We start from the raw sequence: 12,987 nt of genomic DNA, 5'->3' as shown, positions 1-12,987 counted from the left end.
TTTTAACCTGAATGTCATAAAAAGAATTTTGAGCTGAAATTGAAATGCTTACTAAAACTAAAAATGCAAGTGATAAAATTGTCTTTTTCATGTAATGTGTTTTAAGATTTGAAGGCTTAGTCGACAACTTAAAAACATCCTTACATCACATTTGAAAAATTATTCAAAAAATAAATTGATAAATGACTTCATCTTTTCAGCCTGCCCTAAATAGATATGAAAATAGGACGACCAAACATTGCTTTTCCGATATACCGGCATGTTAATGTCTGAATTTCTGGCTGATTTGACGAGGTAATCTCCTTTTTGTGTTGAGTCAATTTTAATTCCCGAATAATGAAACTCATGCCCTTTATACACTTCTTTGTTAGCTATTACAGAACGATATCCTAATTTAAGTTTCATATCAGCTAATGTTGTTTCATAATCGAAAACGCCAAGCATATTATAATTTGAGTCATCTTTTAGCTGAACTACTTTACCTAAATACATCATGCCACCGCATTCGGCGACAATCTTTCCGCCTCTATCCTCAAAAGTTTTAATTGCCCGAATCATAGATGTATTCTCTGACAATTCTTTTGCATACAATTCCGGATATCCACCAGGGAACCACAAAAGATCACATTTTGGTATTTCACTGTCATTTAATGGACTAAAATAGGCTACCTCACCTATTTCTTTTAATCTATCAATATTTGCCGGATACATAAAATTAAAGGCAGCATCATTAGCAATGGCAAAGGTCAATCCAGTAGCTGAAGAAGTTGTACTTCTTCGTTCTACTCCTTTAACTTCCTTTTTTGATATTTCCAGTAACAAGTCCAGGTTGACATGTTGAGATATTAATTTCGCCGCTTCATTTACTGCCGTTATCATTTGCTGATTATCTGTCAGGGATAAACCCAAATGACGCGATTCCAGAGTCAAGTGCTTATTTTTAGGAACATAACCCAATGAAACTACTCCTGTATCTTCAGCAGCTTCCTTCAAAAACTGATAATGCGATTCCCCGGACACTTTATTGAAAATAACTCCTTTAACTTTCACATTAGGGTTAAAGTTTTTAAAACCATACAATAGAGGAGCAACAGAATAAGCCGTTGCTGCAGCATTCACAACTAAAATAACAGGTAAGTCCAGGATCTGTGCAATCTCAGCTGAACTTCCTTTATCGCGTTTGGCCCCATCGAATAGGCCCATCACCCCTTCAACAATTCCCACATCTGCCGCTTGCATTTGTTGCTGATATATGTATTGAATATGTTCCTCGTCTGACATCCAGACATCCAGATTATATGATTGTACACCAGCTATTGTACTATGGTGCAGAGGATCAATATAATCTGGTCCGCATTTAAAAGGTTGTATATTCAAGTTTTTATTCCGAAGAGCCTTAATAAGCCCCAATGTAACAATTGTTTTACCAGAATTACTGGAAGGTGCTGCGATTAAAAAACTGTTTTTCATTCGTTTAGAACTGCTAATTTTTATTCCCGTCAAAGATATGCAAAAGCTGCACCTTAGGTGTTCATTATTTAAAACCTTCAAGTCTTTTTAACATTGTAGCATGCTCTATCCCAAAAATTAGCAGTACCTTTGCGGCTCATTTGGATTTTAGCTATGCAAGAGATTAGAAACGTTGCCATCATCGCGCACGTTGACCATGGTAAAACCACACTGGTTGACAAGATGTTAATGGCCGGAAAGCTGTTTAAAGAACACCAGGAAGTCGGTGAACTTATTATGGACAACAATGACCTGGAGCGTGAACGCGGTATCACTATCCTGTCTAAGAATGTGTCGGTAATGTGGAAAGGTATAAAAATCAACATTATTGACACCCCTGGTCACTCCGACTTTGGTGGAGAAGTTGAACGTGTTTTGAATATGGCCGATGGAGTATTACTTTTGGTAGATGCTTTTGAAGGCCCCATGCCTCAAACACGCTTTGTACTGCAAAAAGCTATATCTCTGGGACTGAAACCAATTGTTGTAATTAATAAAGTAGACAAACCTAACTGTCGACCTGAAGAGGTGCATGAAGATGTTTTCGATCTGATGTTTTCATTAGATGCAACTGAAGATCAGCTTGACTTTCCATCCGTTTATGGCTCAGCTAAAGAAAACTGGATGAGCACCGACTGGAAAGAGAAAACGGATAATATCGATGCCGTTTTGGATTCAATAATAGAAAACATCCCCGCACCTGAATACAACAAGGGCACACCTCAATTACAGATTACCTCGCTGGATCACAGTAAATACCTTGGTCGAATAGCCATTGGTCGCTTGCATCGTGGCGAGCTAAAAGTTAATCAGGATGTTAGCCTGGTGAAACGTGATGGTAGTATTATGCGCACCCGCATCAAAGAACTAAATGTATTTGATGGCCTTGGACGAACTAAAGTTGAGCATGTGACTTGCGGTGAACTTTGTGCTTTAATTGGTGTAGAAGGTTTTGATATTGGTGATACTATAGCTGATTTTGAAAACCCGGAACCACTTGAACCAATTGCCATCGACGAGCCAACCATGAGTATGTTGTTTACCATTAACAACTCCCCTTTCTTTGGTAAAGAAGGAAAGTATGTAACATCACGACATATCAAAGATCGTCTGGACAAAGAGCTGGAGAAAAACCTGGCTTTGCGCGTTGAAGAAACTGATTCAGCTGATGCCTGGAATGTATATGGACGTGGCGTTCTTCACTTGTCTGTGCTAATTGAAACCATGCGTCGCGAAGGTTATGAACTACAAGTTGGTCAGCCTCGTGTAATCATTAAAGAAGAGATGGGTGAAAAATTAGAGCCTGTTGAAGACCTGACCATTGATTTACCGGAAGAGCACTCAGGCAAAGCCATCGAAATGGTATCACAGCGTAAAGGCGATCTTAAATCGATGGAAAAAAAAGGTGAACGCGTACATTTAGAATTCAGTATTCCTTCAAGGGGTATTATAGGATTACGTAGCAACCTATTGACCGCCACTCAAGGTGAAGCCATTATGGCACATCGATTTATTGAATTCCAACCTTGGAAAGGTCAGATTGAAAAGCGAATCAACGGTTCGTTAATTGTTTTGGAATCAGGTACTGCCATTGCTTATGCTCTTGACAAACTGCAGGATCGTGGTAAGTTCTTCGTATCTCCTCAAGAAGATGTGTATATTGGTCAGGTTGTTGGAGAAAATAACCGTGAAGGTGACTTAACATTGAATGTTACAAAAACTAAGAAACTAAGTAACATGCGTTCTTCAGGTGCCGATGACAAGGTGAAGTTAGCGCCTCCAATTGTCTTTAGCCTGGAAGAAGCTTTGGAGTATATTCAAGGTGATGAATATGTAGAAGTAACACCAAGTGCCATACGGTTGAGAAAAATATTACTTTTAGAACACGAACGTAAGCGCGCTACGAAATAAGCAAATAATATAACCGGTAATTTCTGGATTATCGGGTTAGCAACCCTAGGGAGATGGCTGTTTGGTCATCTCCTTTTTATTTGAAGACATTGCATATCGGATGAATATTTACAGTACGCTTATTTTCATCCGATAAGTACCTTAAGCTTTGGCACAAAAATGATTAGCCCAATAACAAAAGCCATTATAGATACAATCAATACACCTCCCGCCGCCAAATCCTTTACTTTCTTAATAACAGGATGCTGTTCTTTTGTCACCATATCTGCTAAATTCTCAATAGCAGAATTAATTAATTCTACGGCAAAAACGGCTCCTATTGCAACAAGAATAAACAACCATTCTGCGCTTGAAATATCAAAGTAAAAACCTGCTACAATAGCCACAATAGCTGCTAGTAGGTGGATACGTGAATTATGCTCTTCCAACAAAAGGGTTTTTAAGCCATTAAAAGCATATTTAAAACTCTTTAAGCGCTTGATTAGTGAAAACTTATTTTCCATACTTCATTTATTTGTTATTAGGAGTTCTACTTCCTTTTACTCATCAGATGAATACTTACAAGATGGATATATTCATCAGATGAGTAGTATTCCGTGTGTGAAATCACAAATAAGTCAGGTTATACTCCTCTATCAACTCCCTATTGATTAATTGACCATTCCTCAACCCCATTACATCACAGGCTGATGAAAATTCCCAGTCTTCAATATGTTTAACCAAACCAGCTTATACATGATTGCTTAAAATATGCTGATAGCATAGATTTGGATACTGCATTTCAGGATGGTCAACATTAATTTGTGTGATACCGTTTTGTTGAAACCATACTTTCGCGATAGTTTCATTTTGTGTGAGGCAAATTGCTTTGGTTTTAGCCTGGAATAATGAACCTGAACGATTCTGCTGTTTGTTAATGGCGCGGGTGTATGATGCTAATATTATTCCAATTGCTTTATTCAGAGCTTCCGTACTCGGAGTCCGACTATTGACATCATGCTGATAGTCGGGCTCCGAGTTAGGTTGGATTTTTTGAACATATTCATCCGATGAGTCGTCCCTCACCTTCACCATCAAATGAAAATGATTAGGCATTAAGCACCAAGCCAATAAATCACAATGTAGCAGTAGATGATCTTGAATCTTCTTGAGAAAGAACAAATAATTTTCCCTGGTAAAGAATATCTTCTGTCCGTTATTACCTTGGTTGTAGATGTGGTATAGATGGTTGGCTTCGAAATGCATAATTATCTTTTTACTCGGAGCGCGACTATTTACATCTTTTATATAGTCGCGCTCCGAGTTTATTAATTATTGAATCAAACTCTCAATAAACCCTGGTTTTATCCGCTTATTACTCACTTTCTCATATAGGTGGGCAATCTGAATCAAACGACTTTCGGTCCATGGTAAGCCAAAGAATGACACTCCTATTGGTAATCCTTTAACATTACCTGCAGGAACAGTAATACTTGGATAACCCGACACCGCAGCCAATTGTGAACTTCCGCCGCCAAAATTATCACCATTTATGTAATCAATTGACCAGGCCGGACCATTAGTTGGTGCCATTAATGCATCTAAATTGTTGGCTTTGATTAACTGATCAATACCCTTTGTTCGAGATAACTCCTGGCACTTCTCTTTTGCCTCCTTGTATTTGGGATCACTTAAACCATCTGTTTCGTTAGCAACTTCAAATATCTCCTGGTCAAACCATGGCATTACTTTATCTGAATTATTTTTATTGAACTGAATCAACTCTTCGAGCGAATTAAATCCACATTCCGGATGCAATTTCAGGTATTTTTGCAAGCCATCTTTAAACTCGCATGTTAAAACAGTCCATTCATACTTCCATAGTTGATCCACTTCATCAGGAGTGCTTACCTCCACCACATCAGCCCCTTTACTTTTTAAAACACCAACCACCTCATTCATAATAGATGAAACACGCTTATCAAAAGCTGAACTTTGACTTAAATATCCAATTCGGGCACCTTGCAGAACCGTATCGTCAAAATTGAGGTAAACAGCCTGACCGGATGGTTGAGCCAATGTTTTCTCATCTTTTTTATCAACACCAGTTAAAGCTGTCAGTAATAAAGCTGCATCTGTTACTGTTCTGGCCATTGGTCCGGCTGTATCCTGACTTTCTGAAATGGGTATTATGCCAGTTCGTGATAATAATCCCACGGTTGGCTTAATGCCCACAACTCCATTAATTCCTGATGGACAGACGATGGAGCCATCGGTTTCGGTACCTATAGCCAATGGTGTCAGATTTGCTGAGACTGCCACTGCCGAACCGGAAGAAGAACCACAAGGTGTACGATCTAATACATATGGATTTCGCGTTTGTCCGCCCCGGCTACTCCAACCACTACTCGATTTGGTAGATCTGAAATTAGCCCACTCACTCAGGTTGGCTTTCCCAATAATCACTGCTCCAGCCTCACGCAATTTCTTTATAACAAAGGCATCTTCTGCGGCGATATGCTTAGCTAATGCTAAAGAACCCGCTGAGGTAATCATTTTATCGGCTGTATCAATGTTTTCTTTTATAATGACCGGAATCCCGTGCAATGGTCCCCTCACCTGACCTTGTTTTCTTTCATCATCCAGATTATCAGCAATAGCAAGGGCATCAGGATTAATTTCTACAATAGCATTGATTCCAGGCCCCGATTGATCAAGCTGTTCAATTCGTTTTAAATACAACTGCACAATTTGCCTGGCGCTTAGTTCACCTGACTTCATACTGGCTTGTAATTGAGCTACTGTATATTCCGACAGCTGAAAATCATCCTTAAAAGCTTCTTTGCCTGGTTGTGTTTTGTTATTTGTTTGACATGCCTGCAGGCTTAATCCCGCCCCTGCCAGCAATGTACTTTGCAGAAAATCTCGACGTTTCATTCGGGTAGATTTTAATTAAGTGTGTAAAATAAGAAATTGTTGTACGCAGGCAAAACAGAAGCATGAATTTGCAGACGGTCACCGACTATTTTATAAACTTCTAATTTTCATTACTTAATAAATTATTGAATAAAAATTTGGAATTATAAAAAAACCATTTACATTTGTAGTGTACTATTTCACTATAACAGTAAAACAATCCCAAATGATTACAATTAATAACCTAAGTTTTGCTTATAAGAAACAAGCCCCGCTCTTCAACGCATTATCGCTAAGTGAAGGGACGGGCCAAATCATTGGTTTGCTGGGGAAAAATGGTGCTGGTAAAACCACCCTATTGCAACTAATTAGTGGCTTATTGACGCCCAAAGATGGCGATATAGATGTTAACGGACATAATCCTGTGAAACGCTCACCAGCTTTTCTTGAGCAAATATGTTTTGTTCCCGAAGAGTTTGTGATGCCATCGGTTAAGATGCGAAAGTATGTAGATGGCAATGCTACTTTTTATCCCCGTTTCGACCGTGGTTTATTTAATGACCTGATAAAAGAGTTTGAATTGGACGAAAACAAGGTGTTATCGAAAATGAGTCATGGTCAGAAAAAGAAATTTCGCATTGCATTTGCCCTGGCTACCAAATGCCAGCTAATTGTGCTGGATGAGCCCACCAACGGACTGGATATTCCTTCAAAGGCCATCTTCCGACAGATGGTGGCGGGCGCTTTGGAAGATGATCAGGTTGTATTTATATCAACACATCAGGTAAAAGATGTAGAAACGCTTATTGACAAGATATTATTAGTTGATGAAGGACAGGTAATTTTCAACGAAACAATTATTAATCTATCGGAAAAATACGACTTTAAAATCGTCAGTCATCTGCCCGAAAAAGTGTTGTATAGTGAGTTGAACCCAATGGGTTATAAAGTACTGACACCTTCGAATGGTACTACCTCAGAGGTTGACATCGAACTATTGTTTAATGCCATTAACGATGGCGTAAATTTTAACTAAGAAAGACCTTAATCATGAATTATACATTTAACATCAATAGATTTGGTAAGCTAATCAGACAGCAATACCAGTTATCTGGCAAAACCATGGGGCTGGCCATTCTATCAATATTTGTGGTTTACACCCTGATATTAATGACCTTTACCTTTAATGAACCACGTATCCGATCAGACGAGTGGATTCCCTTCTTTATCACGTTCACTCTGGCTATCGCATTTCCGTTTGCAGCTTACGCCTTTCCGGCATTTCGCAGTAAAGAAAAGACTTTTGATTACTTGCTCACCCCCTGCTCGATTACCGAAAAGTTTTCGTTTAACGTTCTAATTCGCATTTTTATTCCATGGCTTGTGCTGCCTATTGTATTTTATATCAGCTCACGCATGGCCAGCGAATTAGCATTATGGCGATATCCGGATTACAACATCGAAAACTTTAACTTGTCTGTTATTTTCGATCAGCTACCAGATAAACATCTTGGCTTAATAATAACATCGAGTGTTTTAATGATACTGATTACACAGTCGGTGCTATTTAGTGGCGCTACCATATTTAAAAAGCATCCACTAATTAAAACACTGGTTACCCTGGGTGCAACGGCAGCTGTTATCTTCTTTTATTTCTACATCATTATCGAATGGTTTGGTATATACGATAACGGACGAGTGCCCTGGCTGGCTAATTTTAACAACGAAGTATCTGCCGGATATTTTCTGGTTGCGCTAGAACTATTAGTATTAACCACCACTTGGGCCTATGCCTTTTTTAAAGTGAAAGAAAAAGAGATAGCATGATGGAGTTTAAAAACAACAAAGGCATCTTTCAACAGATAGCCGACAACATATGTGAGCGCATTTTGTCGGGAGACTTTGCGCCGGGCGACAAGGTACAATCTGTCAGGCAACTGGCAGCGCAATTGGGTGTGAATCAAAACACCATTATGAGAACTTTTTTAGAACTACAACATAGCAACATCGTGGAAAACAGAAGAGGCATTGGTTACTTTGTTACCGAAAATGCGCCCAACACCATTAGAGATATACGTAAGGAAGAATTTACTAAAGACGTACTTCCGGCATTTATACAACAAGTTAAATTATTGCAAATTACAAAGAGTGAGTTGCAGCCATTGTTTAACCAATTAAACGAGAATGAACATGAAAACAAGTAAGATTATTCTGCTTTCCTTTCTTTCGCTTGTTGGTCTTGCTTTGCTCTCAGCTTTAATTACGGTTGATCACAAACGCAACTCAATCGAGAAGGAAACTGTCGAAGAAACCTTTGGCAACATCCGGGTTATAAAAGCCGGTAAGGGTGTAAGCGTGACAATAAGAAGTGCCGAAACCAACCTGCTTAGTCTGCATCACTACAAAGATTCGACCTATGTAATGCCATACGAAATTGTGGGTGACACCTTGCTGCTAAAACCACATAAACAAAACCAGGGTAACTGGCACTATAATGTGAATATAAACAGCCCTGTATCTTCAATTATTAATAACGGCGGGCATATCAACCTAAAACTTAAGCAAGATAGCCTGCAGGTTGTATGTGATCAACAAGGCCGTTTCGACGTCTACAACGAAAGCTCTTTGGTCTACTTAAATTTAATCGTGAATGAAGACTCGAGGTCTCACTTACGCAATTCAAGCATTTCGCGACTCGACTTAAGAGTGGATGGATCAAGGGTAAATATTAACAACAAAATTGAGGACGTTTATTTATCAGCTATTAACAAAGCAGATGTAACAATGCAAACCGCAGGTAAACTCAAAGTTGAATGTGATGCATCATCACGATATAGAATATATTAACCTCAATTTGTCATAAAATTTAAATCGAACTGAAGTTATCAACCAATACATTACACTCACATTGGTTTTTTAACGAGGGAGGCGATCAACCATTTATAGTTGATCGCCTTTTCTTTTTACGACTACAAGTCTGACTACAAAAGTTTAATTAACTCTTCTTAGTTTAATCTGTTCGGTTAAACCATGCTGGCAAGTAATGCTAAGCAATGAATTTTCATTGTCAAGTGATTGGATTACAACACTGTCATCTTTTGACTCCCATAATCCTTCCAATTCAACTTCCAGTAATGTTTCCTGACTGGGATTCGAACGCCATGGACGTGAATAGATACTTCGTTCCACTCGCTTACCATCTTTGTAGATTTCGTCAGCAGGACCAGTGTACAATGCTAAATCTGGGTTTGCCAGGTTTATAATTAACTCTTCGCCATTCTGTTCTGAAATAGCCAAACAAGGGATGTTAGTATTTCTGATTATTCCGTATTCATTCTTATTGGCCGACTCAAAAAACACATAAGCTGTCTCATTTGAATCCACATTATAAACAATGTGTTTTTCCTTCGATTGACATAGCACCTCGTAAGGTGACGTTTCAACATTTTTCTCAATTATCGCTTCAGTTGCAGCAGGTATAACACAGTAATGGTAAATAGCATCTGCCGGTGCTTTACCATGCTGAATAACTGCTGCGGCAAATCTACCTGAAGTGGGCTTCTCGCTACTTTCATCACGTGAATTCTGAATGCCTTGTTTTATATAAACCTGTCCTGCCGGCACGATATAAGCATTTCCTTTATTGTCCATTAACCACGATGAAGCCGCTGTAAAACTATGCTCGTTTGATTCAAGCAAACTTCCATCGAGCATAACAGCATTATCTCCTTCAGCCATATGATTCTGAAACAATACGGTTTCGGTTGGATTTTCAGAGTTATTATTTTCAATGCCCGATCCAAGGCATATTATCATATCATCGAAAAAGAAATACGACTTACGCGCTCTTAAACTCCCCTGATATTTATCGTGCTCGTGCAAAATAAAAGCATAAACACCATTTGTATGATTGGCATGTACCCCACCTGCAAAAGCCTCATCGGAGAATAACATTTCTTCATAGCCCGAAAACTGATCTACATTGCGAATATCGGCACGTAGTTCATCCAATGGGAGGTTAATAACTGTTGTGCCAGGAAAACGATTCAAATCCCAAACTTTTTGCACAAAACCACTCGATGTTTGAGTTACAGGATTTCCGGCTCCCATCACCTGCAACTGACCATGCGCTAAATAACGGCCATATAAGTTGGCTCCCAGGTATTGCTCTGATGCCCATAAATAACGTGAATGTCCTCTTACTGATGCTGCCCACTCGCCTCTTCGATGAACTGATGAACAGGCATATGGCATGACGATATGACCATTTGGTGTAACTTCAGCTGCTATTCCTTGTTTGATAAAACTATTGGCATAGCTTGTTTTTTCACCGTCAATCAATCGCAGATAAGCTGAAGCCAATTCATGATCAACCTGATCATGTCCATCAGGCGAACCTGCGTTAGCCAATATTGCAAAATGCTCAGGTATTAATTTGCCCTTTCCTTCGGGATGACGGCCCGACATAGATGTTGGCCAATGCTTTTTATTACAATAAAAACGCATAGTCAAAAGGGCTTTTTTCAGATTGTCATGAGCGGCTTCACTTACCTGAAATGGCGTTGCATTCAGGAAGTAAACCATGCGCACAGCACCGGTCATTCCGCCCGTGGCGTATGCCGGGTAATGATTGGCATGATGATAAGCCGATCCATCAATTTTAAAGGCATCATTAAGTCCCGAAGCCGGCATTAAACCATTATCAATCCACCGCGAAAAACAATTCAGGTATTGAACTTTCTGAGGATTATCCTTCATGATAAGAACACTTGAGAGCCGCCCTATTACCTGCGTATTAAAGGCATCCATGTCCATTCCATAAGTTTTTGGCTGATGAAATATTTCGCCCAGGGCTGCAAACCATTGCATTCCGTCAACCGCTTCTTTTAGCTTATCGTGCTTTGTTAAAACCTTGCGCATAATAAATAATGAGCGATAATAATTACGCCAACTGTAACCATAGTGATGAATGGTTCCAAGACCACTTCCGGCGGCAAAGCCCTGGTCGACCATGTGATCAAACAAATCGATAAACATATTTTCAAGCTGGCTTTGAAACGCTGAATCATTTGTATTCGCATAAGCAGTTGCCACCTTCATCATAAAATCAAAATAGGCTTTTACATTTTGATTCGTAGAGTTATAAAGTGTTTTTGCCTCTTTACGAGTGATGTACGGTAAGTATAATTCGGCATTGTTGCCAAACCAAATAGGTAATCCAATAATTTGGTCTCCCTTCCGTTGAATACCATAAATCTCAAATTGCTTTTGTAAGCCAGCCATGGTCTTAGCTGTCACCTTTTGCTTTTTTAATATATCTGCTTCAAAACGATTCTCAATACTTCTGAAAGCCTCCAACTCTTCCTTACTAACCTCTTGAGGCATCGGCAGATCTGGTTTTTCCAAGCTCGCCTTTTGTTGAATCAACCAATGATTACGAGTGTCTTTATTAACAAATGGAACCTGGTGATCAGGTGTGTGGTGCCGGCTATCAATTCGCTGGCACAAAAACATATGATCTATAAATACACGGCCTTTCTTAAGACTTGCCGGCCCCTGTATACGCATCTTGTTCATGGAAGAAAGAGGTACTCCCTGCATATCGCGTTCAAAAGACACCCAGGCTGCCCGCCATCCTTTATAATTGAGCCCAAAAGAAAATTGACAATTATCGGTATCATCCGTGCCAAAAACAAAGGTTAAAGCATCATCAACCGGCTTTTCATTATAAACCCATACCGCAAAAGACGGAATCGATTTATCTTCTGATTCTGGATCAAAAGCCTCGAAACCAATGGAGTGATTAAGGGTAATGCTTCCCGGCTTTTTCCATGACCATTGAAGCGATTGCTTGCCATGTTTATAATGCGCCTCGCTTAACTCTATGGAGTTTCCTTTGGTCACCTCCCACTGATTGTTATCTATCGTTTCGAACGACCACAACTTTTTGTGCCTGAATTCATCAGCTTTTAATATGAAACCATTGCCAAGTATTAAGGCCATTAAAATGCACAAACTAAAATGCCCCTTATTCAGATTGTTCTTCATTTTCCTCATCAATATTAATTTGGATTAAAAGTAAAGATATGCCCGGCATCTTTAGGGCTCATTAGTTCAGCGAAGTGCTAAATTTATTCATATGAACCTCCATTATTACATGTTCAAAAAAGGCTTAGCTTTCTGATTTGTCATTATGTGACTCAACCCTTCTATGAAGAAATCGAGGTTAATAACTGAAATCACTTCAAATTTTTGTGGAGTAACTTTTAAAACAGGAAAGATCGAATTATGTGAGACACATTTTCATTGAATATAAGAGCTAATTACTTGAATACCCTTTCTCTTTTCTTTTGCATTGCCCAAAAGAAACAAAACGCTAGTCCCATTATGCTTCTTCCCGCTCTAAGAATTAATAAATTTCACTACCAAAGTAGGACAAGCCCCTTTGCTGTTCAATTGGATTAATCCTCATTCACCCTCACTACCGGCCCGCAAATGGAACTGGCCCTCGCTCTGTCGCAACTAGGTTTTGATTAAGGAGAGTAACTCTTAGTAGGCACTGTGGTTTTTGGCCTCAGCAATGACATTGGGGCACCCACAGCATGAAATGGAGGATAAAAAAGAATTTTCCTAAAATCATGAATACGAATTAAGACTAACACATATGAATAA

10 protein-coding genes are annotated in these 12,987 nt (G+C 39.2%); 5 read left to right on the top strand and 5 right to left on the bottom strand.

Going from position 1 to position 12,987, the window contains the following annotated elements:
- Positions 1 to 159: 159 nt before the first annotated feature.
- Positions 160 to 1,470, bottom strand: coding sequence for a cobyrinic acid a,c-diamide synthase CobB (locus AC4MRQ_RS21320; RefSeq protein WP_491199749.1), 1,311 nt, complete (start codon positions 1,468 to 1,470; stop codon positions 160 to 162).
- 153 nt (positions 1,471 to 1,623) lie between these two features.
- Here AC4MRQ_RS21320 and typA point away from each other — a divergent pair, with 153 nt between their 5' ends.
- The gene (gene typA, locus AC4MRQ_RS21315) at positions 1,624 to 3,420 is read left to right on the top strand and encodes a translational GTPase TypA (protein ID WP_491199748.1); all 1,797 of its coding nucleotides are present in this window, start codon (positions 1,624 to 1,626) and stop codon (positions 3,418 to 3,420) included.
- A gap of 125 nt (positions 3,421 to 3,545) precedes the next feature.
- Here the strand turns inward: typA and AC4MRQ_RS21310 are convergent, their stop codons facing one another.
- The 3 genes from AC4MRQ_RS21310 to AC4MRQ_RS21300 all read right to left on the bottom strand — a co-directional run bounded on the left by AC4MRQ_RS21310 (position 3,546) and on the right by AC4MRQ_RS21300 (position 6,336).
- Positions 3,546 to 3,923, bottom strand: a complete 378-nt coding sequence (locus tag AC4MRQ_RS21310) for a diacylglycerol kinase family protein (protein WP_491199747.1) — start codon at positions 3,921 to 3,923, stop codon at positions 3,546 to 3,548.
- 226 nt (positions 3,924 to 4,149) lie between these two features.
- Positions 4,150 to 4,665: a transposase gene (locus tag AC4MRQ_RS21305; RefSeq protein WP_491199746.1), complete on the bottom strand. Its 516-nt coding sequence runs from the start codon at positions 4,663 to 4,665 to the stop codon at positions 4,150 to 4,152.
- 66 nt (positions 4,666 to 4,731) lie between these two features.
- The gene (locus tag AC4MRQ_RS21300; RefSeq protein ID WP_491199745.1) at positions 4,732 to 6,336 is read right to left on the bottom strand and encodes an amidase; all 1,605 of its coding nucleotides are present in this window, start codon (positions 6,334 to 6,336) and stop codon (positions 4,732 to 4,734) included.
- Between the two features lie 205 nt (positions 6,337 to 6,541).
- On the opposite strand from AC4MRQ_RS21300, the gene AC4MRQ_RS21295 reads away from it, so the two are divergent.
- From AC4MRQ_RS21295 to AC4MRQ_RS21280, 4 genes are read left to right on the top strand one after another with little or no spacing between them, the layout of a single operon-like run.
- On the top strand, positions 6,542 to 7,351 hold the full coding sequence (locus tag AC4MRQ_RS21295) for an ABC transporter ATP-binding protein (RefSeq protein WP_491199744.1): 810 nt from the start codon (positions 6,542 to 6,544) through the stop codon (positions 7,349 to 7,351).
- Between the two features lie 14 nt (positions 7,352 to 7,365).
- Positions 7,366 to 8,142 (top strand): hypothetical protein, encoded by a 777-nt coding sequence (locus tag AC4MRQ_RS21290; RefSeq protein ID WP_491199743.1) that lies wholly within the window; start codon positions 7,366 to 7,368, stop codon positions 8,140 to 8,142.
- The gene (locus tag AC4MRQ_RS21285; protein WP_491199742.1) at positions 8,139 to 8,519 is read left to right on the top strand and encodes a GntR family transcriptional regulator; all 381 of its coding nucleotides are present in this window, start codon (positions 8,139 to 8,141) and stop codon (positions 8,517 to 8,519) included. Before AC4MRQ_RS21290 ends, AC4MRQ_RS21285 begins: the two co-directional genes overlap by 4 nt.
- The gene (locus tag AC4MRQ_RS21280; protein WP_491199741.1) at positions 8,506 to 9,162 is read left to right on the top strand and encodes a hypothetical protein; all 657 of its coding nucleotides are present in this window, start codon (positions 8,506 to 8,508) and stop codon (positions 9,160 to 9,162) included. The genes AC4MRQ_RS21285 and AC4MRQ_RS21280 overlap by 14 nt, the downstream gene beginning before the upstream one ends.
- A gap of 144 nt (positions 9,163 to 9,306) precedes the next feature.
- Here the strand turns inward: AC4MRQ_RS21280 and AC4MRQ_RS21275 are convergent, their stop codons facing one another.
- Positions 9,307 to 12,372, bottom strand: coding sequence for a chondroitinase family polysaccharide lyase (locus tag AC4MRQ_RS21275; RefSeq protein WP_491199740.1), 3,066 nt, complete (start codon positions 12,370 to 12,372; stop codon positions 9,307 to 9,309).
- Positions 12,373 to 12,987: the final 615 nt, after the last annotated feature.

Source organism: Carboxylicivirga sp. (assembly GCF_982718395.1).
The sequence above is the reverse complement of the archived record's forward strand: the minus strand, read 5'-3'. Positions and strand labels throughout refer to the sequence as shown.